Annotated in this window: 26 protein-coding genes; 13 read left to right on the forward strand and 13 right to left on the reverse strand. The window is 58.4% G+C overall.

Annotated elements, in window-relative coordinates; genetic code table 11:
• Nucleotides 1–297: 297 nt before the first annotated feature.
• On the forward strand, nucleotides 298–504 hold the full coding sequence (locus CPH57_RS22730) for a DUF1107 domain-containing protein (RefSeq protein ID WP_033641639.1): 207 nt from the start codon (nucleotides 298–300) through the stop codon (nucleotides 502–504).
• Between the two features lie 69 nt (nucleotides 505–573).
• Here the strand turns inward: CPH57_RS22730 and CPH57_RS22735 are convergent, their stop codons facing one another.
• Nucleotides 574–1905, reverse strand: a complete 1332-nt coding sequence (locus CPH57_RS22735) for a hemolysin family protein (RefSeq protein ID WP_033641641.1) — start codon at nucleotides 1903–1905, stop codon at nucleotides 574–576.
• A gap of 180 nt (nucleotides 1906–2085) precedes the next feature.
• On the reverse strand, nucleotides 2086–2724 hold the full coding sequence (msrA, locus tag CPH57_RS22740) for a peptide-methionine (S)-S-oxide reductase MsrA (protein WP_089195519.1): 639 nt from the start codon (nucleotides 2722–2724) through the stop codon (nucleotides 2086–2088).
• 304 nt (nucleotides 2725–3028) lie between these two features.
• Here msrA and CPH57_RS22745 point away from each other — a divergent pair, with 304 nt between their 5' ends.
• The 3 genes from CPH57_RS22745 to CPH57_RS22755 are packed head-to-tail and all read left to right on the forward strand — an operon-like array spanning nucleotide 3029 to nucleotide 8912.
• Nucleotides 3029–4747: an autotransporter assembly complex family protein gene (locus CPH57_RS22745; RefSeq protein ID WP_169539905.1), complete on the forward strand. Its 1719-nt coding sequence runs from the start codon at nucleotides 3029–3031 to the stop codon at nucleotides 4745–4747.
• Entirely contained in the window at nucleotides 4744–8562 is a 3819-nt protein-coding gene (locus tag CPH57_RS22750) for a translocation/assembly module TamB domain-containing protein (protein ID WP_033641644.1), read from the forward strand. Before CPH57_RS22745 ends, CPH57_RS22750 begins: the two co-directional genes overlap by 4 nt.
• 2 nt (nucleotides 8563–8564) lie before the next feature.
• Complete coding sequence (locus CPH57_RS22755; RefSeq protein ID WP_025159589.1) at nucleotides 8565–8912, forward strand: gamma-glutamylcyclotransferase; 348 nt, start codon at nucleotides 8565–8567, stop codon at nucleotides 8910–8912.
• 53 nt (nucleotides 8913–8965) lie between these two features.
• Here the strand turns inward: CPH57_RS22755 and ppa are convergent, their stop codons facing one another.
• Complete coding sequence (gene ppa / locus CPH57_RS22760) at nucleotides 8966–9496, reverse strand: inorganic diphosphatase (protein ID WP_004933594.1); 531 nt, start codon at nucleotides 9494–9496, stop codon at nucleotides 8966–8968.
• A 260-nt stretch (nucleotides 9497–9756) separates the two neighbouring features.
• Between ppa and CPH57_RS22765 the strand changes: the two genes are divergently transcribed.
• Nucleotides 9757–11310, forward strand: coding sequence for a methyl-accepting chemotaxis protein (locus CPH57_RS22765; RefSeq protein WP_096242736.1), 1554 nt, complete (start codon nucleotides 9757–9759; stop codon nucleotides 11308–11310).
• A 45-nt stretch (nucleotides 11311–11355) separates the two neighbouring features.
• On the opposite strand, the gene fbp is transcribed toward CPH57_RS22765, so the two are convergent.
• Nucleotides 11356–12360, reverse strand: a complete 1005-nt coding sequence (gene fbp, locus CPH57_RS22770) for a class 1 fructose-bisphosphatase (RefSeq protein ID WP_004933587.1) — start codon at nucleotides 12358–12360, stop codon at nucleotides 11356–11358.
• A 169-nt stretch (nucleotides 12361–12529) separates the two neighbouring features.
• Here fbp and mpl point away from each other — a divergent pair, with 169 nt between their 5' ends.
• Nucleotides 12530–13909 (forward strand): UDP-N-acetylmuramate:L-alanyl-gamma-D-glutamyl-meso-diaminopimelate ligase, encoded by a 1380-nt coding sequence (gene mpl / locus CPH57_RS22775; RefSeq protein WP_033651482.1) that lies wholly within the window; start codon nucleotides 12530–12532, stop codon nucleotides 13907–13909.
• Between the two features lie 197 nt (nucleotides 13910–14106).
• Here the strand turns inward: mpl and yhcN (CPH57_RS22780) are convergent, their stop codons facing one another.
• The 3 genes from yhcN (CPH57_RS22780) to argR all read right to left on the reverse strand — a co-directional run bounded on the left by yhcN (CPH57_RS22780) (nucleotide 14107) and on the right by argR (nucleotide 15628).
• Nucleotides 14107–14370 carry a peroxide/acid stress response protein YhcN gene (gene yhcN, locus CPH57_RS22780; protein ID WP_025305042.1) on the reverse strand — a complete coding sequence of 88 codons (264 nt, stop codon included), beginning with the start codon at nucleotides 14368–14370 and terminating at the stop codon, nucleotides 14107–14109.
• 120 nt (nucleotides 14371–14490) lie between these two features.
• Complete coding sequence (gene yhcN / locus CPH57_RS22785; protein WP_004933574.1) at nucleotides 14491–14754, reverse strand: peroxide/acid stress response protein YhcN; 264 nt, start codon at nucleotides 14752–14754, stop codon at nucleotides 14491–14493.
• Nucleotides 14755–15157: 403 nt separating this feature from the next.
• The gene (gene argR / locus CPH57_RS22790) at nucleotides 15158–15628 is read right to left on the reverse strand and encodes a transcriptional regulator ArgR (RefSeq protein WP_016929335.1); all 471 of its coding nucleotides are present in this window, start codon (nucleotides 15626–15628) and stop codon (nucleotides 15158–15160) included.
• Nucleotides 15629–16092: 464 nt separating this feature from the next.
• Here argR and mdh point away from each other — a divergent pair, with 464 nt between their 5' ends.
• On the forward strand, nucleotides 16093–17031 hold the full coding sequence (mdh, locus tag CPH57_RS22795; RefSeq protein WP_033636811.1) for a malate dehydrogenase: 939 nt from the start codon (nucleotides 16093–16095) through the stop codon (nucleotides 17029–17031).
• A gap of 66 nt (nucleotides 17032–17097) precedes the next feature.
• On the opposite strand, the gene CPH57_RS22800 is transcribed toward mdh, so the two are convergent.
• Nucleotides 17098–17358: a helix-turn-helix transcriptional regulator gene (locus CPH57_RS22800; RefSeq protein WP_004933567.1), complete on the reverse strand. Its 261-nt coding sequence runs from the start codon at nucleotides 17356–17358 to the stop codon at nucleotides 17098–17100.
• Nucleotides 17359–17538: 180 nt separating this feature from the next.
• On the opposite strand from CPH57_RS22800, the gene CPH57_RS22805 reads away from it, so the two are divergent.
• The gene (locus tag CPH57_RS22805; RefSeq protein WP_033651481.1) at nucleotides 17539–17895 is read left to right on the forward strand and encodes a DNA-binding protein; all 357 of its coding nucleotides are present in this window, start codon (nucleotides 17539–17541) and stop codon (nucleotides 17893–17895) included.
• A gap of 50 nt (nucleotides 17896–17945) precedes the next feature.
• Here the strand turns inward: CPH57_RS22805 and ispB are convergent, their stop codons facing one another.
• Entirely contained in the window at nucleotides 17946–18917 is a 972-nt protein-coding gene (gene ispB / locus CPH57_RS22810; RefSeq protein WP_033641648.1) for an octaprenyl diphosphate synthase, read from the reverse strand.
• Nucleotides 18918–19187: 270 nt separating this feature from the next.
• On the opposite strand from ispB, the gene rplU reads away from it, so the two are divergent.
• The 4 genes from rplU to cgtA all read left to right on the forward strand — a co-directional run bounded on the left by rplU (nucleotide 19188) and on the right by cgtA (nucleotide 22040).
• The gene (gene rplU, locus CPH57_RS22815; RefSeq protein WP_004933561.1) at nucleotides 19188–19499 is read left to right on the forward strand and encodes a 50S ribosomal protein L21; all 312 of its coding nucleotides are present in this window, start codon (nucleotides 19188–19190) and stop codon (nucleotides 19497–19499) included.
• Between the two features lie 17 nt (nucleotides 19500–19516).
• On the forward strand, nucleotides 19517–19774 hold the full coding sequence (gene rpmA / locus CPH57_RS22820; RefSeq protein ID WP_004933559.1) for a 50S ribosomal protein L27: 258 nt from the start codon (nucleotides 19517–19519) through the stop codon (nucleotides 19772–19774).
• A 105-nt stretch (nucleotides 19775–19879) separates the two neighbouring features.
• Nucleotides 19880–20851 carry a DMT family transporter gene (locus CPH57_RS22825; RefSeq protein ID WP_033641649.1) on the forward strand — a complete coding sequence of 324 codons (972 nt, stop codon included), beginning with the start codon at nucleotides 19880–19882 and terminating at the stop codon, nucleotides 20849–20851.
• Nucleotides 20852–20867: 16 nt separating this feature from the next.
• On the forward strand, nucleotides 20868–22040 hold the full coding sequence (cgtA, locus tag CPH57_RS22830; RefSeq protein WP_033641651.1) for an Obg family GTPase CgtA: 1173 nt from the start codon (nucleotides 20868–20870) through the stop codon (nucleotides 22038–22040).
• 36 nt (nucleotides 22041–22076) lie between these two features.
• Here cgtA and pmrB read toward each other — a convergent pair whose 3' ends face one another.
• From pmrB to dacB, 3 genes are read right to left on the reverse strand one after another with little or no spacing between them, the layout of a single operon-like run.
• On the reverse strand, nucleotides 22077–23138 hold the full coding sequence (gene pmrB, locus CPH57_RS22835) for a two-component system sensor histidine kinase PmrB (protein ID WP_033641653.1): 1062 nt from the start codon (nucleotides 23136–23138) through the stop codon (nucleotides 22077–22079).
• Nucleotides 23135–23797: a two-component system response regulator PmrA gene (gene pmrA / locus CPH57_RS22840; protein WP_033641655.1), complete on the reverse strand. Its 663-nt coding sequence runs from the start codon at nucleotides 23795–23797 to the stop codon at nucleotides 23135–23137. Before pmrA ends, pmrB begins: the two co-directional genes overlap by 4 nt.
• A gap of 8 nt (nucleotides 23798–23805) precedes the next feature.
• The gene (gene dacB, locus CPH57_RS22845; RefSeq protein ID WP_096242737.1) at nucleotides 23806–25239 is read right to left on the reverse strand and encodes a serine-type D-Ala-D-Ala carboxypeptidase; all 1434 of its coding nucleotides are present in this window, start codon (nucleotides 25237–25239) and stop codon (nucleotides 23806–23808) included.
• Between the two features lie 256 nt (nucleotides 25240–25495).
• On the opposite strand from dacB, the gene greA reads away from it, so the two are divergent.
• Nucleotides 25496–25972, forward strand: a complete 477-nt coding sequence (gene greA, locus CPH57_RS22850) for a transcription elongation factor GreA (RefSeq protein WP_004933539.1) — start codon at nucleotides 25496–25498, stop codon at nucleotides 25970–25972.
• Between the two features lie 112 nt (nucleotides 25973–26084).
• On the opposite strand, the gene yhbY is transcribed toward greA, so the two are convergent.
• A complete protein-coding gene (gene yhbY / locus CPH57_RS22855; protein WP_004933536.1) occupies nucleotides 26085–26378 on the reverse strand; it encodes a ribosome assembly RNA-binding protein YhbY in 294 nt (97 codons plus the stop codon).
• Between the last annotated feature and the right edge of the window lie 122 nt (nucleotides 26379–26500).

The following is a 26500-nucleotide window of genomic DNA, read 5'->3' on the forward strand; positions in this document are numbered from 1 at the left end:
CAGCACTTCGACAGCCTAAAGCATAGGATGTGATAAGAGGTCTGTCCTGTTAACCGGATCGCAGTTTTTCCCTTGGTTCGCTAATCATCAGATTTTGAAGGGATATCCTGAAAACGTTATAAATCATCATATACAATTCTGTCAAAAAGTGTAAATCCAGTGCAGATCACCGGGCGGAAGTGAACGATCTGGTCTTTACTGGGTCTACTACATGCAATCAAGTTGCGTTCTGAATTTCGAGGCTGCCACCTTTGGCGGCTCGCTGAGCGCATGGATCAACGGGAGGAGCGTAAAAGAATGAGAATCTTCCAGCGTTATAACCCTTTGAAAGTGGCGAAGTACGTTAAGACCCTGTTTCGCGGAAGGCTGTATATCAAGGACGTGGGCGCATTTGAATTCGACGAGGGGAAAATCCTGCCGCCGAAGATTCGCGACAAGCGCCATTTCAGCGTGATGTCCGAAGTGAACCGCCAGGTGCTGCTGCTGCAGGCCGAGGTCGGCTGAACACGGCGCTGACAGCGGTAAAAAAATGCGGCCCCGATGGGGCCGCTGATGTTTTTGTCCTTCGCGCCGTCAGGCCGCAGGCGTGTCGTCCGGCGCTTTCGGCAGCACCGCCGCCGGTTTGTCGCTCAGTCGGGTGACCAGCAGCTGATCTATCTTGTAGCTGTCGATATCCACCACTTCGAACTTGTAGCCGGCGTATTTGACGAAGTCGGTGCGTTTCGGGATCTTGCGCAGCATGTACATCATAAAGCCGCCAATGGTTTCGTAGTTGCCCGCCTGCGGGAACTCGTCGATATCCAGCACGCGCATCACGTCGTCGATCGGCGTGCCGCCTTCAATCAGCCATGAGCTTTCGTCGCGCGCCACGATCTGCTCTTCCTGGCCCTGGCCGACCAGATCGCCCATCAGCGTGGTCATCACGTCGTTAAGGGTGATGATGCCCACCACCAACGCATATTCATTGAGGATCACCGCGAAGTCTTCGCCGGCAGTTTTGAAGCTTTCCAGCGCTTCGGACAGCGTCAACGTGTCCGGCACGATCAGCGCCGAGCGGATCTGCACGCCGCTGCTCAGCACCAGGCTCTGGTTGCCCAGCACGCGGTTCAGCAGGTCTTTGGAATCGACGTAACCCACCACCTGATCGATATGGCCGTCGCACACCAGGAACTTGGAGTGCGGATGGGTCGAGACCTTTTCCTTGATGCTCTCTTCGCTTTCGCGCAGATCGAAGTACACCACGCTTTCGCGCGAGGTCATCGAAGACGGCACGGTGCGCGACTCCAGTTCGAACACGTTTTCAATCAGCTCGTGCTCCTGCTTGCGCAGCACGCCCGCCAGGGCGCCGGCTTCCACCACCGCGTAGATGTCATCGGAGGTGATGTCGTCTTTACGCACCATCGGCAGCTTGAACATGCGGAAGATCAGGTTGGCCATGCCGTTGAAGAACCACACCAGCGGGCGGAAGATCATGATGGAGAAACGCATCGGGTTGATGATCCGGACGGCGACCGTCTCTGGTGCAATCATACCGATGCGCTTCGGGGTCAAATCGGCGAACAGGATAAACAGGCTGGTCACCAGCACGAAGGAGCAGATGAAGCTGACCTGTTCCGCCAGTTCGGGCGACAGGAAGCGAATAAAGAACTGTTGGAAGGTGCCGGAAAACGCCGCGTCGCCGACGATACCGCCGAGGATGGCCACGGCGTTCAGGCCGATCTGCACCACGGTGAAGAAGATGCCAGGGGTTTCTTGCAGTTTAAGCACTCTGGCGGCGTTGATGTTGCCTTCGTCCGCCATCAGCTTCAGTTTGATCTTGCGCGAGGCGGCCAGAGAGATTTCCGACAGTGAGAAAAACGCACTCACCGCGATCAGAAAAAGAATCAGTAAAATACTGTTTAACATAATCTATCCATACGTGCCGACGGGATGCCGGCGCTCTTGAGGAAGGGTAGTACATAGTAAAAAAAGCAGCGATAACAACCAGAAGGGAAGCTATCGGGCCGCAGAAGCGGCCCCTACAGTATAGCAGTTGCCCCACAGGGGCCGCCAGCGGTTAAAAAAGTGCCGCCGGCCGGCATCGGATCAGCCCTGCGGCGGCAGGCAAACGCCGATGCCGCCCAGCCCGCAGTAACCTTCCGGGTTTTTGAACAGGTACTGCTGGTGATCGTCTTCCGCATAATAGAACGGCAGCGCCGGCGCGATCTCGGTGGTGATGACGCGCTTGTCGCCCGCCGCCGCCATCGCCTGCTGGAAGCGTTGCAGGCTGCTTTCCGCCTCGGCCTGCTGCTCTGGGCTCAGCGTGTAAATCGCCGAGCGGTACTGCGTGCCGACGTCGCCGCCCTGGCGCATGCCCTGCGCCGGATCGTGATTTTCCCAGAACACCTGCAGCAGCTGCTTGTAGCTGACGACCTGCGGATCGAACACCACGCGCACCACTTCGGCGTGGCCGGTCTGGCCGCTGCACACTTCGCGGTAGGTCGGGTTCGGCGTGTAGCCGCCGCTGTAGCCGGCGGCGGTGCTGTAGACGCCCGGCTGTTGCCAGAACAGACGCTCAACGCCCCAGAAACAGCCCATGGCGAAGATCGCCACTTCCATGCCGGCCGGCACCTGAGTCATCGAGTGTTCGGTGACGACGTTGAGCGTTGCGACAGGCATTGGCGTGGTGCGGCCAGGCAGCGCGCTTGCCTTATCGACGGTTTGTGATTTATCAAAAAATGGCACCACGGTTGACTCCTGTTGTCACAGTAAGAATTGACCCTACATGGCGGCGGTTCGGTTGTATCTCACCGCGTCTTTGCCCACAATAAGCGGCAAGTGGGATTTTGTATAAGCTTAACGCAGTATTTTGAGCGCCAAAAGTGAAGAATTCGCCTGTTGCGCGGCGGCAAAGCGCAGCGGGCGGCGTCCGGAAGAAGGTTGAAGAGGGCTGCCGTCATGATAGCGCGGAGTCTGCCCTGGCCCCGGAGCGAACACCATAACAGGAAAGTAAAATCAATAAGGAGAACACGTGCCAAAGTACCCGGTCATGTGCTTGATATCTGTGTTGCTTGCGGCACCTGCAGCCTATGCGGCCAACGTGCGGCTGCAGGTGGAGGGGTTAAGCGGAGAGTTGGAAAAAAACGTCCGGGTGCGGCTGTCGTCGATCACGCCTGAAGAGGTCGGCACCGACGGTCGCTTCCGCGCACGGGTGGATGAGGCGGTGCGCCAGGGGCTGCGCGCGCTCGGTTATTACCAGCCGACCATCGAGTTTACGCTGGACGATCGGCCGGGGATGTCGCGTCCGGTGCTGCATGCCAAGGTCAATCCGGGCGAACCGGTGCGCATCGCCGGCGCCAACATCGTGCTGGAAGGCGGCGCGAAGACCGATGAGGACTACCTGGCGCTGGTAAAGAAGGATCGGCCGACCATCGGCGAGATCCTCAACCACGGCAAGTATGACAGTTTCAAAGGCTCGCTGACCGGCCTGGCGCTGCGCAAAGGCTACTTCGACGCCGACATGACCAAAAGCCAACTCGGCGTGGCAGAAGATCTGCACAAGGCGTTTTGGGATATCGATTTCAACAGCGGCGAACGTTACCGCTTCGGCAAGGTGAAATTCACCGGTTCGCAAATCCGCGAAGACTATCTGCAAAATCTGGTGCCCTTTCATCAGGGGGATTACTACAGTTCGGAGGATTTGGCCGAGCTGAACCGCCGTTTGTCCGCCACCAACTGGTTCAACTCGGTGGTGGTGTCCCCTGATTTCAACGATGCCAAAGAGAACAAGATTTTGCCGTTGGACGCGCTGGTAACGCCGCGTACGCGCAATACCATCGAAACCGGTATCGGTTACTCCACCGACGTCGGCCCGCGGGTGAAAGGCACCTGGAAAAAGCCCTGGCTCAACGATCGCGGCCACAGCCTGGAAACCAGTGCCAGCGTGTCGGCGCCGGAGCAGCAGCTGGATCTGACCTATAAGATCCCGCTGTTGAAGAATCCGCTGGAGCAGTATTACCTGCTGCAGGGCGGGCTCAAGAACGTCGACCTTAACGACACCAAATCCGTGACCTCCAAAGTGGTGGCTTCGCGCAACTGGGATCTCTCCAGCGGCTGGCAGCGGGCGATCAACCTGACCTGGCGCTGGGATAACTTTACCCAGGGCAACGTCAGCAACACCACCATGCTGCTGTACCCCGGCGTCAGCTTCAACCGCACCCGCTCGCGCGGCGGCCTGATGCCGACCTGGGGCGACAGCCAGCGCTACTCCATCGACGTATCCGACACCACCTGGGGCTCGGGCGTGGACTTCGCGCTGATGCAGGCGCAGAACGTCTGGATCCGCACGCTCGCCGACAAGCATCGTTTCGTGGCGCGCGGGCAGGTGGGATGGATAGAAACCAACGACTTCGACAAGGTGCCGCCGGATTTGCGCTTCTTCGCCGGCGGTGACCGCAGCATTCGCGGCTACAAGTACAAAGACATTTCTCCGCGCGGCGACGACGGCAAGCTGACCGGCGCCTCCAAGATGCTGACCGGCTCGCTGGAGTATCAATACAACGTGACCGGCAAATGGTGGGGGGCGATGTTCGTCGATTCCGGTGAAGCGGTGAACGATATCAAGCAGAGCAACTTCAAGACCGGCGCCGGCGTAGGCGTGCGCTGGCAGTCGCCGGTGGGGCCGGTGAAGCTGGATATCGCCGCGCCCGTGGGAGACAAGGACACTCACGGGATGCAGTTCTACATCGGTTTGGGGCCTGAACTATGAGCCTGGTTAAAAAGATTTGTCTCGGATTTCTGGTCGTTCTGCTGCTGCTGATCGGCGGACTGGCCTTTCTGGTGGGGACCACCACCGGTTTGCACATGGTCATCAACGGCGCGGCGCGCTGGGTGCCGGGGCTGGAGATCGCCGGCGTCAGCGGCGGCTGGCGCGATCTGACGCTGAAGGGCGTGAAGTATCAGATGCCGGGCGTGACGGTCAACGCCGGGCAATTCCATCTGTCCCTCGATCTCTCCTGCTTTAAACGCAGCTCGCTGTGCGTCAACGCCTTGACTGCTCAGGACGTGGACGTGGCGGTGAACACCAAAGAGATGGCGCCCTCCGCGCCGGTGGAGGAGAGCAGCGAGCCGACCACCAATCTCAGTACGCCTTATCCGATCACCCTGCGCCTGTTGGCGCTGAACAACGTCAAGGTCACCGTCGACGACACCGCCATTTCTCTGGCCGAGTTCCGCACCGGCGCACAGTGGCAAGAGCGTGCGCTGACGCTGATGCCGACCAAGATCGGCTCGTTGCTGATCGCCTTGCCGAAAACGCCGCAAAATCCGTTGCCGGAAGCGGTGCAACCGGCGGTCGAGGTGGCGAAAAAGGTCGGTGAGCAGGTTACCGACGCGGCGAAACCGGCGCCGCAGCCGGAAGAGAAGCCGCTTGGCGAAACGCTGAAGGAACTGTTCGCCAAACCGCTGTTGCCGGATCTGCCGGACATCCGCCTGCCGCTGGATATCACCGTGAAAGAGATCAGCGGTGAACAGCTGCGCTTGACCGGCGATACCGACGTGCTGATCACGAGTCTGTTGCTGCAGGCCAGCACGCAGGATCAGCATATCCAGCTGGACAACTTCGACGTGAAGTCGCCGCAGGGTACGCTGTCGGTGCAGGGGCAGGCGACCCTGACCGGCGATTGGCCGGTGGCCCTGACCGCCAACAGCGCGTTGAACATCGACCCGTTGAAGGGCGAGAAGGTGAAGCTGAACATCGGCGGCGGGTTGCGTGATGAGCTGAAGGTGGCGCTGAACCTGTCCGGCCCGGTCGGCGCCCAGCTCGATGTGCAAACCCGGCTGGCCGAAGCCGGCCTGCCGCTGGCGCTGACGCTGCAGAGCAAACAGCTGAAATGGCCGCTGAGCGGCGAGGCGCAGTACCAGGTTAACGATTTCCGCCTGCGCTTTAACGGCAAGGCGACCGACTATGCGTTGTCGACGCGCGCTAATCTGAAAGGTCAGGATCTGCCGCCGGCGGTGCTGACGCTGGACGGCAAAGGCAACGTCGAGCAGTTCAAGCTGGAGCGCCTGCGGCTGGCGGCGCTGCAGGGTAATACCGATCTCACCGCGCTGGTGGACTGGAGCAAGGCCATCAGCTGGAACTCGCAATTGACGCTGAGCGGCATCAATACCGCCAAGCAGTGGCCGGAATGGCCGGCGAAGCTGGATGGCAAGATCACCACGCGCGGCAGCCTGCACGGCGGCAGCTGGCAGTTGCAGGTGCCGGTGCTGCAGCTGGACGGCAACGTGAAGCAGAATAAGGTCACGGCGCGCGGCACGCTGAGCGGTAACGCCGCCGGGCAGTGGAAAATCCCCGGCATCGATCTGACGTTGGGGCGCAACCAGCTGAACGTCAAAGGGCAGCTGGACGAGAAGAGCTGGAATCTGGACGCCAACATCGACGCGCCGCGTCTGGACGGCGCGCTGCCGGGCCTCGGCGGCACCGCCAAAGGGCTGTTGAAACTGCGCGGCAATCTGCAGGCGCCGCAGCTGCTGGCGGATTTGACCGCTTCCGGCTTGCAGTGGCAGGCGCTGCGCATCAACCGGGTGAAGATCGACGGTGACGTGCGCTCCACGGATCAGATCCAGGGGCAGTTGGCGGTTCGCGTCGAGCAACTGAAGCAGGACGCGCTGGAAGTCAGCCTGCTGACCCTCGACGCCAAAGGCAGCGAGAAGCAGCATCAGCTGCAGTTGAAGATCGACGGTAAGCCGGTCTCCGGCCAGCTGGCGCTGCAGGGCAGCTTCGATCGTCAGCAGCAGCGCTGGCGCGGCAATCTGAACAATACCCGCTTCGATACGCCGGTGGGGGAGTGGCGCCTGACGCGCGCCATCGCGCTGGACTACCTGAACACCGCGCAGAAAATCAGCATCGGGCCGCACTGTTGGCAGAACCCGAACGCCGAGCTGTGCGTGCCGAAGACCATCGAAGCCGGCCAGAGCGGCCAGGCCAGCGTGGTGCTCAACCGGTTCGATCTGGCGATGATCAAGCCGTTCCTCGGCCCGGAGACCGCCCTGAGCGGCGTGTTCACCGGCCGGGCCGACGTCAGCTGGAAACCGGGCGGCGCGCTGCCGGAGGCGAAGGTCACGTTGGCCGGCAACGGCGTCAAGGTGGTGCAGCAGGTGCAGGGCAACGCGCTGCCGATCGCCTTCGATACGCTGACCCTCAACGCCGGTCTGAACAACGGCCGCGCGCAGGCCGACTGGCGGATCAAACTGACCAACAACGGCCAGTTCGACGGCAATATCCAGGTGGCGGATCCGCAGGTGCGGCGCACCATCAGCGGCAACGTCAATATCACCAACATTTCGTTGGCGCTGATTAACCCGGCGCTGATGAAGGGCGAAAGCGCGGCGGGCATGCTGAACGCCAACCTGCGTCTGGGCGGCAGCGCGCAGAAGCCGCTGGTGTTCGGGCGTCTGGCGTTGGATCGGGCGAAGGTGCAGGGCCACTGGATGCCGTTCGATATGACCGACGCGCGGCTGGCGGTGAATTTCAATGGCATGACCTCGACGCTGGAAGGGCTGCTCAGCACCACGCGCGGCCAGCTGAATCTGGCGGGCGATGCCGACTGGCGTGACATCAACGCCTGGCGTGCGCGCATTGCCGCCAAGGGCGACAAACTGCGGGTGACGGTGCCGCCGATGATCCGCATCGACGTGTCGCCGGATCTGGTGTTCGAAGCCACGCCGCAGCTGTTCTCGCTCAACGGCAAGGTCGACATCCCTTGGGCGCGCATCACGGTGCAGGAGCTGCCGGAAAGCGCGGTGGGCGTCTCTTCCGACGAAGTGATGCTGGACGACCAGCTGAAGCCGATTCAACCGAAGACCGCCTCGATTCCGATCAACAGCAACCTGATGATCCACGTCGGCAATGACGTGCGGCTGGACGCCTTCGGCCTCAAAGCCCGCCTGAAGGGTGATTTGAAAGTGGTGCAGGACAAGAAAGGGCTGGGCCTCAATGGCCAGATTGACATCCCTTCCGGTCGCTTCCATGCTTATGGTCAGGATTTGATCGTGCGTAAAGGGCAGCTGATGTTCTCCGGCCCGCCGGATCAGCCGCTGCTCAATATCGAAGCGATCCGCAACCCGGAATCCACCGAGGACGACGTGACCGCCGGCGTGCGCGTGACCGGCCTGGCGGATGCGCCGAAGCTGGAAGTGTTCTCCGATCCGGCCAAATCGCAACAGGAAGCCCTGTCTTATCTGCTGCGCGGCCAGGGCTTGAACAGCTCAGGCGCCGACGGCAACGCCATGACGTCGATGTTAATCGGCATGGGGGTTGCACAAAGTGGTCAACTTGTGGGTAAAATCGGCGAGGCATTCGGCGTGAGTAATTTGGCTCTGGACACTCAAGGGGTTGGCGACAATTCCCAGGTTGTCGTGAGCGGCTATGTCCTCCCAGGCTTACAAGTAAAATATGGGGTGGGCATTTTCGACTCGCTGGCCACGCTGACGTTGCGTTATCGCCTGATGCCTAAGTTGTATCTTGAAGCGGTGTCTGGTCTCGACCAGGCATTAGATTTGCTCTATCAGTTTGAGTTTTAGCGATGCGAATAATTGTCTACGGCAGTTTACGACGCAAACAGGGAAACAGCCATTGGATGACCAACGCCCAATGGCTCGGCGAGCACGAGCTCGAAGGCTATCAGATTTACAATCTGGGCCATTACCCGGCGGCGATCCCTGGAGAGGGCACGATACATTGCGAGGTGTATCGTATTAACTCATCGATTCTGGCAGAGCTGGACGAACTGAAAAGCAACACCAAGGACTATAAGCGCGAGCTGATTCAGACGCCTTATGGGAGTGCGTGGATCTACCTGTACAAACACAGCGTGGACGGTTACCCGCGAATTACCAGCGGTGACTGGCTGAAGCGTCTCGAAGAACAGTAAGAAAAAAAACACCGCTCAATGAGCGGTGTTTTTTCATCGGACGGCGGCTGGAATTACTTCTTGGCAGCGCGTTCGAAGGAGGCGATGATTTCCGCTTTAGCCGCGGCAGCGTCTGCCCAGCCTTCCACTTTCACCCATTTGCCTTTTTCCAGATCTTTGTAGTGCTCGAAGAAGTGAGCGATCTGGGCTTTCAGCAGTTCCGGCAGGTCGTTCACGTCTTTCACGTGATCGTACTCTTTGGTCAGCTTGCTGTGCGGCACCGCAACCAGCTTGGCGTCTTCACCGGCTTCGTCGGTCATTTTCAGCACGCCAACCGGACGGCAGCGGATCACGGAGCCCGGCTGCAGCGGGTATGGGGTTGGAACCAGCACGTCAACCGGGTCACCGTCCAGAGAGAGGGTGTGGTTGATGTAGCCGTAGTTGCACGGGTAGAACATCGCGGTGGACATGAAACGGTCAACGAACAGCGCGCCGGTTTCTTTGTCGATTTCGTATTTGATTGGATCGGCGTTGGCCGGGATTTCGATTACTACGTAGATGTCTTCCGGCAGGTCTTTGCCAGCAGGGACCAGATTCAAGCTCATGTCGGTTTCCTTTAATCATCAAACCAGAAATGGAGTGGCGGCTATTATAGCGGACTCTTTTGCGATTTCCTGCCCTTTTCATCGTCGAAAACCCCGCGCGCCGACGCAGGGATAATTTCCAGATTAATCCCGCCACGGCATGAAGTTTTGCCTCCGCCTGCCGATAACTTCAACAAACAATAATGAGCCGGCAAAGCTGGCTCCGCGTTTTGCCACCCCTACTACGTCTGATCTCACTATTCTGAAGCCGGGAAGAACTCATGCTAAAAAAGATTACGGTGAAGGCTGGGCTGATCGCCCTGCTGAGCCTGATGACCATGCTGCTGATCATGGTCAGCGTTATTGGCGTCAACGCGATTAACGAAGGATCGCGCTCGATCCATACCTTAAACCAGATCCTCGGCGAAGAGCTGGGCTCGCTGGCCAACAGCTCCAACCTGACGCTGCGCGCCCGAACCGCCGCCTCGCTGGCGGTGCGCCAACGGGAGATCGGCCAGACTGATGTCTCCGACGCCACCGTGGGCCGCATCTACGGCTACCTCGAGCAGTCGAACAAGGAAATGGCGCGCTTTGTCGGCGTCGGCACCGTGACCGAGCGCGGCCGCGAACTCTCCAGCCGCCTGCAAAACAGCTATCGCGCCTATCTGGAGCAGGGCGTGAAGCCGATGGCCGCCGCCATCAAGGCCGGCAAGATCGATGAGTATTACCATATCCAGGAGACGCGCATTTCCGCCTTGAGCATCGCGTTTGAAAAGGATCTCACCGATTTCCGCAGCTTCGCCATGAAGCTCGGCGAGAAGCAGGTGTATGAGGCGGAAAGCAACGCCAGCACCAAGATCTCGCTGATCGTGGTGGCGGGCCTGCTCAGCGTGCTGTTGGCGGTGCTGGCCTGGTTCGCGCTGCGCGTGATTATTCTGCGTCCGCTGGACGAGTCCATCGCGCAGTTGGAACACATCGCCGGCGGCGATCTGACCCACGAGATCCGTGGCGAGGGCGATACCGAGATGGGGCGCCTGGTGCGGGCGATGCTGCGCATGCAGCAGGCGCTGGCCAGTTCGGTCAGCAAAGTGCGTGACGCCAGCAGCCAGATCGACACCGGTTCGCGCGAACTGGCGGCCGGCAACCTGCATCTGGCGCAGCGCACCGAAGAATCGGCCGCGTCGCTGGAAGAGACCGCCGCCAGCATGGAACAGCTGACCTCGACGGTGAAAATGAACGCAGAGAACTGTGAACAGGCCAACCAGCTGGCGCTGAGCGTGTCCGATATCGCCAACCAGGGCAGTGAGGTGGTCAGCCAGGTGATGAGCAAGATGCAGGCGATCACCGACAGCTCGCGCCGCATCGCCGATATCATCAGCGTGATGGACGGCATCGCCTTCCAGACCAACATCCTGGCGCTGAACGCGGCGGTGGAAGCCGCGCGCGCCGGCGAACAGGGCCGCGGTTTCGCGGTGGTGGCCGGTGAAGTGCGCAACCTGGCGCAGCGCAGCGCCCAGTCGGCGAAAGAGATCAAAGGGCTGATCGAAGCGTCGCAAAACCGGGTGCAGGAAGGCGAACAGATGGTGGAGTCGGCGGCGCAGACCATGAGCGGCATCACCGGTGAAGTGGGCCGGGTGACGGCGTTGATGCGTGAGATCTCGGCGGCGACGCGCGAACAAAGCAGCGGTATCGAACAGGTGAACCTGGCGGTGGCGCAGATGGATCAGGTGGCGCAACAGAATGCGGCGCTGGTGGAGGAGTCTGCGGCGGCGACGCGCTCGCTGGAAGATCAGGCTCAGCTGCTGGCGCAGAGCATGGCGGCGTTCAAGCTGTAAGGCAATAAGGGTTCGGCAAGGCGCCGAACCCTGGCAAAGAACGCGTTACTCGTCCGGGTTTTCGGCGATGAAGCGTTCTGCGTCTTCCACCATCGACTTGGTGCCGACGAAGAATGGCGCGCGCTGGTGCAGTTTCACCGGCGTGATGTCCAGAATGCGGTTTTTGCCGTCGCTGGCCTTGCCGCCGGCCTGTTCGGCCAGGAACGCCATCGGGTTGCATTCGTACAGCAGGCGCAGCTTGCCTTGCGGGTGGCTGGCGGTGCTTGGGTAGATGTAGATGCCGCCTTTCAGCAGGTTGCGGTGGAAGTCCGCCACCAGAGAACCGATGTAGCGCGAGGTGTAAGGGCGCTGCGTCGCTTCATCCTGCTCCTGGCAGTACTTGATGTATTTCTTCACGCCGAGAGGGAACTTGATGTAGTTGCCTTCGTTGATGGAATACATGTTGCCGCTCGCCGGGAAACGCACTTTCTCGTGAGAGAGACAGAACACGCCCAGAGACGGATCGTACGTGAAGGCGTGGACGCCGTAACCGGTGGTGTACACCAGCATGGTGGACGAACCGTAAACCACGTAACCCGCTGCGACCTGGGCGCTGCCCGGCTGCAGGAAGTCTTCTTCGGTCACCGGCGTGCCGACCGGCGTGATGCGACGATAGATAGAGAAAATCGTACCGACCGAGACGTTGACATCAATGTTGGACGAACCGTCCAACGGATCCATCAATACGACATACTTGGCATTTTCAGCTCGCTCGCCGTCGAATATCACGATTTCATCTTCTTCTTCGGAAGCGATACCCGCAACTTCACCACGCGCTTTCAACGCCGCTTTCAGTTTTTCGTTCGCGTACAGGTCCAGTTTCATCTGAACTTCGCCCTGTACGTTGGACACCCCGCTGGTCCCCAGAATATCAACCAGGCCGGCCTTGTTGATGTCGCGGTGAATGATTTTGGCGCCCAGTTTAATGGCAGAAAGTAACGCGGTCAGCTCGCCGGTGGCGTGCGAGAAGTCGTGCTGTTTCTCGACGATAAATTCGCCTAACGTTTTCATGACACAATCCCTGAATCTACGGATGGATAGCGGCCTGTTAACAAACCGCCAACGTTTTCGCGAGCAGTGTAGCCCAAAGATGCGCGCCATTCATAGGCAAATCCATTTCTTCTGGACGATTCTGAGCGTTAGAATATGCCGACATTCGATGCACTCACATGAGAAACCTATGCGCATTCACATTCTTGGGATCTGTGGCACCTTTATGGGCGGGCTGGCGATGCTGGCGCGCTCACTGGGGCATGACGTCACCGGTTCGGACGCCAACGTCTATCCGCCGATGAGCACGCTGCTGGAGAACCAGGGGATCGATCTTATTCAGGGTTATGATCCGGCCCAGCTGGATCCGGCGCCGGATCTGGTGATCATCGGCAACGCCATGACGCGCGGCAACCCGTGCGTGGAGGCGGTGCTGGAGCGTGGTATCCCTTACGTTTCCGGCCCGCAGTGGCTGCACGACGCCGTGTTGCGCGATCGCTGGGTACTGGCGGTCGCCGGCACCCACGGCAAAACCACCACCGCTGGCATGGCGACCTGGATCCTCGAAGCCTGCGGCTACCAGCCGGGCTTCGTCATCGGCGGCGTGCCGGGCAACTTCGACGTCTCGGCTCGCCTCGGCGGCAGCCCGTTCTTCGTGATCGAGGCCGACGAGTATGACTGCGCGTTCTTCGACAAGCGCTCCAAGTTCGTGCACTACAGCCCGCGCACGCTGATCATGAACAACCTGGAGTTCGACCACGCCGATATCTTCGACGATCTGAAAGCCATTCAGAAACAATTCCACCACCTGGTGCGCCTGGTGCCGGGCAAAGGCAAGATCATCCTGCCGGACAACGACAGCCACCTGAAGCAGGTGATGGCGATGGGCTGCTGGAGCGAACAGGAGCTGGTGGGCGAAGAGGGCACCTGGCGCGCGCAGAAGCTGACGCCGGACGCCAGTCATTACGCGGTGTTCCTCGACGGCGAGCAGGTTGGCGAAGTGAACTGGGCGCTGGTGGGCGAGCACAACATGCATAACGGCCTGATGGCCATCGCGGCGACCCGTCACGTTGGCGTGCAGCCGGCGGACGCCTGCCGCGCCTTGGGCGACTTCATCAACGCCCGTCGCCGCCTGGAGCTGCGTGGCGAAGCCAACGGCGTCACGGTCTACGACGATTTCGCGCACCACCCGACGGCGATCCTGGCCACTCTGGCCGCGCTGCGCGGCAAGGTAGGCGGCACGGCGCGCATTCTGGCGGTGCTGGAGCCGCGATCCAACACCATGAAAATGGGCATCAGCAAAAACGATCTGGCGCCTTCGCTCGGCCGTGCCGATGAAGTGTTCCTGTTCCAGCCGCATCATATTCCGTGGCAGGTTGCGGAAGTGGCGGATGCCTGCGTGCAGCCGGCGCACTGGAGCGCGGATCTCGACACGTTGGTGGAGATGGTGGTGAAAACTGCACAGCCGGGCGACCACATTCTGGTGATGAGCAACGGCGGTTTCGGCGGCATTCACGATCGCCTGTTGGACGCGTTGGCGAAAAAGCAGGAACCGAAGGTGACCTACTGATTGTTCAGCCGCATAAGCCAACCTAAGGGCCGCATTCGCGGCCTTTTTTACGCCCATAAAAAAGCCCTCGCGAGCGAGGGCAACGGGGTTCGTCGGATAGGACGACGAGAGGGTCTCTGGGAAATCGGCGTTTGCGTCAGAACTCGGCAGTGGCAGTGACGAGGGTAATCAGCTCTGCAAAGCCGTTCCCAGAGTTGTTATTTGTAAATCTCGGCGGTGGCGTGGTAGTTGCCTTCGTTACGCGCTTCGATCACGCGGTAGGCGGTCGCGCCTTTAGCATCGGCTTTCTCCGACAGCGCCTGGCGAATGTCGGTCGGTGCGCCGTCGATACCGCTGACGGTAATGGTGCCGATAGATTGCAGATTGGCGGTCTGATCGTTAGTCACCAACTGGGCGGCAGACGCGCCAAAGGAGATGACAGACAGCAAACCGAGTGCAGCGAGAGTAGTTTTCATGTTCATGATAGCGATCCTTGGTCATAACAGCCTGGAAGGGCTTGGCAGCGATTTTTATTCTTGAAGGCCGTTATGACAGCGTTTGATTCCAGAGATGTATTGCCCGTTGCCGGGTAATGCCGGTACTTATTTGTAGATTTCAGCGGTCGCGTGGAAGTTGCCGTCGTTGCGCGCTTCGATCACGCGGTAAGCGGTTGCCCCTTTGGCGTCGGCTTTATCGGACAGCGCCTGACGAATGTCGGAAGGCGCAGCGGCGACGCCGCTCACGGTGATCACACCGGCGGGCTGCAGTTTTGCGGCCTGGGTTGCGTCAACAGATTGTGCTGCGAATGCGCCAAAGGAAAGCATGGACAGAACGCTCAGGGTTGCAACGGTAGCTTTAATTTTCATCATCTCACCTCATCGTATTCTTTTATCAGTTCCAACGAACTGTGATTCAGTTCACGGAAATGAGTATACAGCTAGTAACGTGAAAAATTAATAGTTCGCTAACAGTTGCTAGTGAAACTTTAAACCGATGAACCTTATTTTTTATAACTACAAGGAATAAAAAACGCTCATAAAACGATCTTTCGATGTTAAATTTATGTAATTTCAATAAGGTAAGTGCTTTTGACCAAAAGTGCGGAAGATCACAGTGGGTACTGCTGGTTACATGGATATGTCATGGAAATGTGTTGTTGCGGGATAAAAAAGCAGTGTTAAACGCGGTTGAAGGCCGGAAAGGTAACGCGAGGGTTAAAGAAGCGCTAACAAAATGCGGGCGGTAGCCGCACTTTGTTAGCGCCAGGTTTCACAGCTCTTGCTCGAACACGCCCAAGATCGCTTCATGCAGCTTCTGAGCGGTAAAGCCGCTGGACGGCGTGACGAAAATCGTGTCGTCGCCGGCGATAGTGCCGAGGATGCCCTGGGATTTGCCCAAGGAGTCAAGCAGGCGGGCGATCAGCTGTGCGGCGCCCGGACTGGTGTGGATCACCACGACGGCGTCGTTATGGTCGACGTCCAGCACCAGGTTCTTCAGCGGGCTGGTGGTGGTCGGCACGCCGAGTTCGGCAGGAAGGCAATACACCATTTCCATTTTGGCATTGCGCGTACGTACCGCACCGAACTTGGTCAGCATGCGCGATACTTTGGATTGGTTAATGTTTTCGAAGCCTTCTTCTTGCAGCGCCAAAACGATCTCGCCTTGAGAACTGAATTTTTCTTCTTTCAATAACGCTTTGAACGTCTTGATCAGATCTTCCTGTTTTGCGGGATTACGCATTTTGCACCGTGGAATGTTGATAATGGAAGTCATGATTATGCATATAGATGAATTTTTATGCAACAAAGGCCGACCCAAAGAAAATAAACATGACCGGGCGGCGAGGAAAGGGCGGCATTTTAACAAAATCCGGCCGTGATGAATATGCCCTTTTGACGTCGGAAAATCGGCCTGCGCTGGTAAATAAAATGTTATTAAAATGATGTTGTTCTGATGTTGCGTAAGGGTGTAATGTAACGGCCGGTTAACTTGCTCGTGAATAACCTCGCACTATTTTTGATTAGTGTGCGCTATGCCCTTCATGCGTAAGCGATTTAATCTAAAATGGGCGCGACAGCGGTCATTTTATTGCACCTGCAGGCAACAATTAGCTAATTTATTGTTTTTAAAGGTGTAATAATTTAAGGTCCGTCACCAACACATTCACGGCGCTTTATATATTTAAGACAATAAAGGAGTATAGGATGAAAGTTGCAGTTCTCGGTGCTGCTGGCGGTATCGGCCAGGCCCTCGCCCTTCTACTCAAAACCCAGCTTCCTTCAGGTTCTGAACTCTCTCTCTACGACATTGCCCCCGTTACCCCAGGCGTTGCCGTCGACTTAAGCCACATCCCAACCGCAGTTAAAATCAAAGGCTTCAGCGGCGAAGACGCGACCCCGGCTCTGCAGGGTGCGGACGTGGTGCTGATTTCCGCCGGCGTGGCCCGTAAGCCAGGCATGGATCGCTCTGACCTGTTCAACGTTAACGCCGGCATCGTGCGTAACCTGATTGAGCAAGTGGCGAAAACCTGCCCGAAAGCCTGCATCGGCATCATCACCAACCCGGTTAACACCACGGTCGCCATCGCGGCGGAAGTGCTGAAAAAAGCCGGCGTTTACGACAAGAACAAACTGTTCGGCGTGACTTCGCTGGATATCATCCGTTCCAACACCTTCGTGGCCGAGCTGAAAGGCAAGCAGCCGGAAGAGTTGAACGTGCCGGTCATCGGCGGCCACTCTGGTGTGACTATCCTGCCTCTGCTGTCGCAGATCCCTGGCGTGAGCTTCACCGATCAGGAAGTGGCGGATCTGACCAAACGCATTCAGAACGCCGGCACCGAAGTGGTGGAAGCCAAAGCCGGTGGCGGGTCTGCTACGCTGTCCATGGGCCAGGCGGCCGCGCGTTTCGGTCTGTCTCTGGTGCGCGCACTGCAGGGCGAGAAAGGCGTTGTGGAATGCGCTTACGTTGAAGGCGACGGCAAATACGCTCGCTTCTTCGCACAGCCGCTGGTGCTGGGTAAAAACGGTGTTGAAGAACGCAAGGATATCGGCACGCTGAGCGCCTTCGAACAGAAAGCGCTGAATGAGATGCTGGACGTGCTGCACAAAGATATCGAACTGGGCGAGAAGTTCATCAATAACTGATCGTCGCCGATAGTCAGCCGATAAACGCCGCCGGACGCTGTTCCGGCGGTTTTTTTTGCCCCGCGTTCACGATTTGATGCGGGCTTTTCGATCCAGCAGGCAATCGCTGTGCGGATCATAATAGCGGCTTGGCCAGATCTCCGATGGATGGATGCCGATTGCTTCGGCGATCAGCCATTCCCCCTTCGGCCAGGGACGCGATAGCGCGTTGGCCAGCGTTGATGAGCTTAATCCGGCCTTGCGCGACACCGCCGCCAGCGTGGTGCCCTGTTTGCGTAACGCCGCGATGATATCTGCCGGATGCCAATCTGGGTTCCTTGAATTCATGTTTACATTCCTTTTCTGATTAGCCAAAGTTGCGTTAGTGGTATAACTAACGGATCAGGGTTAGGCGTTTGAACAACGTGAAACGCTTATTCGGAAACAAGAATACCATTAAATTTCCTAAAAAATACCCAAGTAATTTCCAAAAATGACTTTGCCCACTATTGCCCAGAGATGATGGCTATGAAAAACGAGTGGTTTGCCGCCAAGGAACTGACAGGCATCGCAGGATTACCTTCCTCACCACAGGGAATCAATCTGATGGCCCGGCGCGAAGGCTGGATAAGCCGCAGGCGTAAAGGCGTGCAGGGAAAAGCGTTGGAGTATCATATCGACAGCCTGCCGCCTGGCGCGCGCAACCTGCTGATGCTGAAAGAAGATGGGGCGGCGTATGACGTAGAACGCCAGGATCCGTTAGCGGTATGGATCGAGTATTACTACCATTTGACGGAGAGCGAGCGCGAGAAAATGGTGGCTTTCCTGATGCGGGAAGGGATAGGCGGCCTGCTGGCGCGCATTGACGAAGAGAACAATACCTAGACAGGCCCGCCTCAGCGGGCCTGATAAGAACGTTAAGAAACTTTTGTTTCTTAAAAGTCGCGTTGCACTGCCAGATGCGCCAGGCCTTCCAGCGCCGTGCGGTGCTCCGAGGCCGGCAAGACCTGCAGCGCGGCGATCGCCTTGTCGGCTTCTTCCTCGGCGCGTTGGCGAGTGTATTCCAGCGAACCGCATTGTTGCATCGCCTGCAATACCGGCTCCAGCAGATGACGACCGTTGCCTTGCTCAATCGCGCCACGGATCATCTCACGCTGTGCGTCGTCGCCGTTGTGCATCGCGTGCAGCAGCGGCAGGGTCGGTTTCCCTTCATTCAGATCGTCACCGGTGTTTTTGCCCAGGGTGCTGCCGTCGGCGCTGTAGTCGAGCAGATCGTCGATCAGCTGGAAAGCGGTGCCGAGGTATCGGCCATAATCTTGCAGCGCCTTCTCTTGCTCGGCGTTGGCGCCGGACAGGATCGCCGACGATTGCGCCGCCGCCTCAAACAGACGGGCGGTTTTGCTGTAGATCACCCGCATATAGCTTTCTTCGCTGATGTCAGGATCGTGCACATTCATCAACTGCAGCACTTCGCCTTCGGCGATGACGTTGACCGCCTCCGACATCAGCGCCAGCACGCGCAGCGATTCCAGGCTGGTCATCATCTGGAAGGCGCGGGTATAGATAAAGTCGCCGACCAGCACGCTGGCGGCGTTGCCGAACGCAGCGTTGGCGGTGGCTTTGCCGCGGCGCATGTCCGATTCGTCGACGACGTCATCATGCAGCAGCGTGGCGGTATGGATGAATTCGATCAGGGCGGCGACGGTGACGTGCTTGTTGCCTTCATAGCCCAACGCGCGCGCCGCCAGGACGGCGATCATCGGCCGGATGCGTTTACCGCCACCGCTGATAATGTAATAGCCAAGCTGATTGATGAGCGTGACATCGGAATTCAGCTGTTCGAGAATTGTTGCGTTCACGGCCGCCATATCTTGCGCGGTTAACTCGGTAATTTGCTCTAGGTTCATTGTGTTTTTTTCAGCTGTGTTTCTCTTCACCGCGTTGAGATCGCTGCTCACATCGGTACATGGCGGTAACTGTCCCTATGATTGTACTTGAAAAACGGTTCAGATAAACGCCACGAAAGAAACTGTGTTTTTTTTCTTCTTTTTTGTACATCTGGTCTTATTCTGCTCTTGTCATGCGCCGCTTTTTTGCGTAGAATTCGCGCCCTATTGTGAATATTTATAGCGCGCTCTGAACTAACACAGTCGGGCACGCGGAAAGCGGAGTTTTATATGTACGCGGTTTTCCAAAGTGGTGGTAAACAACACCGAGTAAGCGAAGGTCAGACCGTTCGCTTGGAAAAGCTGGACATCGCAACTGGTGAAGCGGTTGAGTTTGACCAGATTCTGATGATCGCTAATGGCGAAGATATCAAAATCGGCGTTCCTTTCGTCGATGGCGGCAAGATCAAAGCTGAAGTCGTTGCTCACGGTCGTGGCGAGAAAATTAAAATTGTTAAGTTTCGTCGTCGTAAACACCACCGTAAGCAGCAGGGCCACCGTCAGTGGTTCACTGACGTTAAAATCACCGGCATCAGCGCTTAAGTTAGGAGAGCGGATTAATGGCACACAAAAAGGCTGGCGGCTCGACTCGTAACGGTCGCGATTCAGAAGCTAAACGTCTGGGCGTAAAACGCTTTGGCGGCGAAGCAGTACTGGCAGGCAGCATCATCGTTCGTCAGCGCGGCACCAAATTCCACGCTGGTACCAACGTGGGTTGCGGCAAAGACCACACTCTGTTTGCTTTGAAAGACGGTAAAGTCAAATTCGAAGTTAAAGGCCCGAGCAATCGTAAATTCATCAGCATCGAAGCTGAATAATTTTTCGAGCCTTACGAAATAGATGTAAGCCCCGCAATTCGTTGCGGGGCTTTTTACATTTATGGGTTGCCTGCGGGCAGCCCCGTCAGCGTTGGCGAAGGTAATATGGATACGAAGCAGCAGGTCGGCGTGGGTATTTCCCTGGCGTTAACCACGGCGGTTTGCTGGGGCGCGTTGCCGATCGCGATGAAAGAAGTGTTGGCGGTGATGGAGCCGTTTACCGTCGTTTGGTATCGCTTTACCATGGCCGCCATCGGTTTGGGCGTGATCCTCGCGGTGCGCGGCAAGCTGCCGCCGCTGAAGATGTTCCGTCAACCGCGTTGGCTGCTGCTGTTGGCGATCGCCACGGCGGGGCTGTTGGGCAACTTTGTGTTCTTCAGTTCCTCGCTGCAATACCTGAGCCCGACGGCGTCGCAGGTGATTGGCCAGCTGTCGCCGGTGGGCATGATGTTCGCCAGCGTGCTGATTTTAAAAGAGCGCATGCGCATCACCCAGGTCATTGGCGCCTTGATGCTGATTTGTGGACTGATGTTGTTTTTCAACGTCAGTCTGATAGAGATCTTTACCCGGCTGACGGACTACACGCTGGGCGTCATGCTGGGCGTGTGTGCGGCGATGGTCTGGGTGAGCTACGGCGTGGCGCAGAAGGTATTGCTGCGACGGCTGGCTTCGCCGCAGATCCTGGTTATGTTGTACACTTTATGTGCGATGGCGTTGTTCCCTCTGGCCAAACCCGAGGTGATTTTCCAGCTTAGCGGCTGGCAATTGGCGTGCCTGCTGTTTTGCGGCGCCAACACGTTGATCGGCTATGGCGCGCTGGCGGAAGCGATGGCGCGCTGGCAGGCGGCGCAGGTGAGTGCGTTGGTGACGCTGACCCCGCTGTTTACCCTGCTGTTTTCTGATTTATTGGCGCTGGCCTGGCCCCAGGCGTTCGCCGCGCCGACGTTAAATCTCGTCGGCTATGTTGGCGCGTTTGTGGTCGTGGCGGGCGCTATGTTTTCCGCAATTGGTCACCGGTGGTGGCCGCGACGGGCAGAACCCCCCCAGGTTGCTCCTTTGAAGCAGCCCGGTGAATGATTTACGGAGACGGTAAATGAAGTTTGTAGATGAAGCAGCGATTCTGGTCGTTGCAGGCGATGGCGGCAACGGATGCGTCAGCTTCCGCCGCGAAAAATATATCCCTAACGGTGGGCCTGACGGCGGCGACGGCGGCGACGGCGGTGACGTCTACCTGCTGGCGGACGAGAACCTCAATACCCTGATCGACTACCGTTTTGAGAAGTCTTTCCGCGCCGAGCGCGGTCAGAATGGCCAGAGCCGCGACTGTACCGGTAAACGCGGTAAAGACGTCATCATCAAGGTGCCGGTCGGCACGCGCGTGAAGGATCAGGGCACCGGCGAGATCCTCGGCGACATGACCCGTCACGAGCAGAAACTGATGGTCGCCAAAGGCGGCTGGCACGGTCTGGGTAACACCCGTTTCAAATCGTCGGTCAACCGTGCGCCGCGTCAGAAGACGCTGGGCACCGCCGGCGAAGCGCGCGATCTGTTGCTGGAGCTGTTGCTGCTGGCCGATGTGGGCATGCTGGGGCTGCCGAACGCCGGCAAATCGACCTTCATCCGCGCGGTGTCCGCCGCCAAGCCGAAGGTGGCCGATTATCCGTTTACCACGCTGGTGCCAAGCCTGGGCGTGGTGCGCATGGACCACGAGCAGAGCTTTGTGGTCGCCGACATTCCGGGGCTGATCGAGGGCGCCTCCGAAGGCGCTGGCCTGGGCATTCGCTTCCTGAAACACCTGGAGCGTTGCCGCGTGCTGTTGCACCTGGTGGACATTGCGCCGATCGACGAATCCGATCCGGTGGAAAACGCCAAAGTCATCATCAACGAGTTGAACCAATACAGCGAAAATCTGGCGCAGAAGCCACGCTGGCTGGTGTTCAACAAAATTGATGTGATTGGTGAGGAAGAAGCTGCCGAACGCGCCAAGGCGATTGTGGAAGGCATGGGCTGGGAAGGAAAGTACTACATGATCTCCGCCGCCAACCGCGAAGGCGTCAACGCGCTGTGCTGGGACGTGATGAACTTCATCAACACCCAGCCGAAAGCGATGGCGATCGAAGAAAGCGCGCCGGAAAAAGTCGAATTCATGTGGGACGACTATCACCGCGAACAGCTGGCGGAGATGGAATCGGAAGCGGATGACGACTGGGATGACGACTGGGACGAAGACGACGACGAAGGCGTCGAAATCATTTACCAGAAGTAATTCGATGATAAAGGGCTCAGCAACGCTGGGCCCTTGTTATTTGAGCGCCTTTTCCGGCAGCCAACACTGGGCATTCAGGCCGCGCGCATCGCGGCGGTTTTCCAGCGTCAAGCGCCCCTGGTGCAGCTGCACGATGCGGATCACGATATTCAAGCCCAGTCCGCTGCCGCCGTAGCGTTGATCCATGCGGCGAAACGCCTGCGTCAGCTCCCCGACCATCTCTTCCTTGATCCCCGGGCCATCGTCGATGACCTGCAGCAGATAACCGCGGTCCTGCGGCGTTAACCGCACCTGTATCGCGCCACCTTCCGGGCCGTATCGGTGGGCGTTTTCGACCAGGTTGCGCAGCAGCAGCCGCAGCAGCACCGGATCGCCGTTCACCGCGGCGGCGGCCGGCAATTGCCAGGCCAGCGTTTGCCCGCGTTGGGCGGTCATTTCGTCGAGCTCTTCACGCAGCGGCTGGATCACATCGGCTACCCAATCGAAATGCTGGTAATGGCCGCTGGCAAAGTCTTGCCCGGCGCGCGACAGCATCAGCAGTTGCTCGACGGTGTGCATCAGTTGATCGATGCGGGCGATCAGCGCCTGGCTGCCCTTGACGCCCTGTTTTTCCATCAGTTCCAGATGCAGGCGGATGCCGGCCAGCGGCGTGCGCAGCTCGTGGGCGGCGTCGGCGGTGAACAGGCGTTCCTGCTGAATGGTGTTGTCCAGCCGCGAGAATAGCTGATTGAGCGCATTGGTGACCGCCACCATTTCCTGGCTGTCGCTGGTGATGGGCAGCGGCGTCAGGTTATCGGCAGAGCGCTTTTCCAGCCGCTGCTGCAATTGGTTGAGCGGGCGGGTGATCCAGCTGATGGCCCAGAAAGACGCCAGCAGGGTCACGATCATCATGATCAGCGAAGGCGCCAACAGCGAGGCGATGGCTTCGGCGATCTCGGTATCGACGCGCTCGCTGCGCACTTTGGCGGACAGGGTTTCGTCCACCAGGAAGCTGATCTGTTCCTGGCTTTCGTGCCACAGCCAGAAGGCGCTGATGAGCTGCGTGACCAACAGGATCAGCGCCAACATCAGCAGCAGGCGGCGGCGCATGCTGATCATGAGGAAGGTTCCAGGCGGTAGCCGATGCCGCGCACGGTGCGGATGCGATCCTTGCCCAGTTTACGGCGCAGGTTGTGGATGTGCACTTCCAGCGTGTTGGAGCCCAGGTCGTCTTGCCAGGTGTAGAGATCTTGTTGCAGGAGCTCACGGTTGACCGTCTGCCCGGCACGCATGATCAGGCGCGACAGAATGGCGAACTCTTTTGGCGTGACTTCCACCGGCTGTTGCTGCAGGTAGACCTGCTGGCTGGAGAGGTTCAACTGCAGGTCATCCACCTGCATCAGATTGTCGCTGTGGCCCTGGTAGCGCCGCAGGAGGGCGCGCACGCGCGCCTGCAGCTCAACCAGCGCGAAGGGTTTGACCAGGTAGTCGTCGGCGCCGGCGTCCAGCCCGTCGACGCGATCTTCCAGGGCGTCGCGGGCGGTCAGGATCAGCACCGGCAGATCGATCTGCTGGCGGCGCCACTGCCGCAGCAGCGCCGCGCCGTCCATATCCGGCAGGCCGAGATCCAGGATCACCATGCTGTATTGGCTGGTGATGAGCAGGCTGTTGGCCTCCGCCGCCGTGGCGGCGCAGTCGCAGACGTAACCCTCGCCGGTCAGCGCCAACGCCAGCCCCTGTTGCAGCAGTTCATCATCTTCAACGACCAGCAGCTTCATGATGACCCTCAGTTGTTTTGGTAAATATCCCGATACAGGCGGCTTTCGAAGCGCACCAGCGGCGCGCGGCGCTGTTTCTGATCTTCCGGCGGCACGGCGTAGCCGGAGAGATACTGCACGAAGGCCATGCGCTGGCCGCTGGCGGTCGTGATGAAGCCCGCCAGGTTGTAGACGCCCTGCAGCGCGCCGGTCTTGGCCGACACCTTGCCGTCGACGCCGGCTTCATGCAGGCCGCCGCGGTAGCGCAGGGTGCCGTCATAGCCGGACAGCGGCAGCATCGAGATAAAGTTCAGCTCGTTGTCGTGCTGCGCGATGTACTGCAGCGCCTGCATCATGGTCGCCGGGGCCAGCAGGTTGTGGCGCGACAGGCCGGAACCGTCGGCGATGATGGTATTGCCCAGATCGATGCCGGCCTTTTGGCGCAGCACCTGGCGCACCGCATCGGAGCCCGCTCGCCAGGTGCCCGGCACGCCGAAGCGCTCATGGCCGATGGTGCGGAAGACGGTATCGGCAATCATGTTGTCCGACTTTTTCAGCATGATCTTCAACAGATCGTGCAGCGGTGCCGACTGGGTTTGCGCGATCACCGTGCCGGTAATGCCGGGACGCGTCTGGCGTTTCAAATGTCCGTCGAGCTGGATGCCGGCCTGCGTCAGCTCGTCTTTCAAGATGGCGCCCGCATAGCTGGCGCCGTCCTGGATGGCGAAGGCCAGCGGCAACGGCTCGCTGCGCTGCGTCAGGCAGCCGGTCAGGGTAAAGCGGTTCAGCTCGCCCGGCACCACGTCCAGCTCGCAGTACTGCGCGTCTGCCGAGCCGCGCGCCAGGGTGCGCACCTGGCTAAACATATTAACCGGATAATAGGAGGCGACGCGGATAAACGCCATGTCGCCCGGATTCGGCGCGCTGTACAGCGAGACCGAGAAACAGTTGCGATCGACGATGGCGGCGGCCGGCGGCGCGCTGAAGCACTGCGTCAGATCGTTCCACGGCCAGCCGGGCGCTTTGTCATGGCTGGCGAAGACCGAGGTATCGACCAGCACATCGCCGCTGATTTGGCGCACGCCTTGCTTTTTCAGGACGGCCACCATATTGCGCAGGCTCTGGCGTTTGAAGGTCGGATCGCCGCTGAAGCGAGCGATCAGGTTGCCGCGCAGCACGCCGTCGCGGATATCGCCCTGGCTCTCCAGCGTGGTGGTGAAACGGTAATCGGGCCCGAGTTGCAGCAATGCCGCCAGCGCCGTCAGCACTTTTTGGGTACTGGCCGGCAGCGCCATTTGCTGAGAGTGGTAATCGATCGTCGGCGAGCCGGCGCCGATCTTCTGAACGACCAGGGCAAGGTTGGCCCCATCAGGCAGATATTGTGTGTACTCTTCAACCGGGGCCGCATTCGCATTCAGAACAAATGCGCAAGCCAATGCACTGACAATTCGTGAAAAACGCATAATCTCGGGATAACAGCTGGATAACGTGCCGTCATACTACGGTGCAATCAGGGAAAAAGTAAACGATGACCCTCAAGGAACTCTAGGCTAAAATGCGTATCAAAATGCAAAACCGATCTTGGCTTGGGCTCCGTTCCGAGTCAGGTTTCTTTTGTTTGTCGCCTGGAGGCGGGTGGCGGTATGCCAACCGTGTTTTCATACGAATACGTCAGGATGACGGTTATTTGAACAGGAAAGATTTAGAGGTATTTATACGATGAACCAAATTCCGATGACCTTGTTTGGCGCTGAAAAACTGCGCGAAGAGCTCGAATATCTGAAAAGCGTGCGCCGCCCGAAAATCATTGCGGATATCGCTGAAGCGCGTGAACACGGCGACTTGAAAGAAAATGCCGAGTACCATGCCGCCCGTGAACAGCAGGGTTTCTGTGAAGGCCGCATTCAGGAAATCGAAGCCAAGCTGTCCAATGCTCAGGTGATCGACATCACCAAGATGCCGAACACCGGTCGGGTGATCTTCGGCGCCACCGTATCGGTGATGAATCTGGACAGCGAAGAAGAAGTGACTTACCGCATCGTTGGCGACGATGAGGCCGATTTCAAGAAAAATCTGATTTCGGTAAACTCGCCGATGGCGCGCGGCCTGATCGGCAAAGAGCAAGACGATGTGGTGGTGATCAAAACCCCAGGCGGCGACGTGGAATACGAGATCCTGAAGGTCGAGTATCTCTGATCGGGACCGTTGGTCATTAATGCGCCAACGTTTTGTAAAGATAGGAAAAAGGCCGCAAGCGGCCTTTTATCTTGGTCAGGCGCATGGCACCTTTTCGTTAACCTGATGGTTATTAACGCGGTAGACTGATCTTGCGCTCTTTCGACGGGCGGTAAAGAATAAGCGTACTGCCGATAACTTGCACATTGCAGGCGCCCGTTTCACGCACGATAGCGTCGGCGATCAGGGTCTTGGTTTCGCGATCTTCAGCGGCGATTTTTACCTTGATCAGCTCATGATGCTCCAGAGCCTGTTCAATTTCAGCCAGCACCCCTTCGGTAAGACCGTTATTGCCCAGCATCACCACCGGTTTTAACGGATGCGCCAGGCCTTTCAGGTGCTGTTTTTGTTTATTATTCAGATTCATTGTCTTTTTTGCTTAAGTTGGGATTGAAAACGGTACATTCTACCGCCATCTCATGTATATCACCAAATCGGTCTTCACCGGTGTGAGTCTACGTGAGCAGCGACCCTGACATAAGACTCTTT

This window comes from Serratia sp. JKS000199, assembly GCF_900215455.1.
Taxonomy (GTDB): Bacteria; Pseudomonadota; Gammaproteobacteria; order Enterobacterales; family Enterobacteriaceae; genus Serratia; species Serratia ureilytica.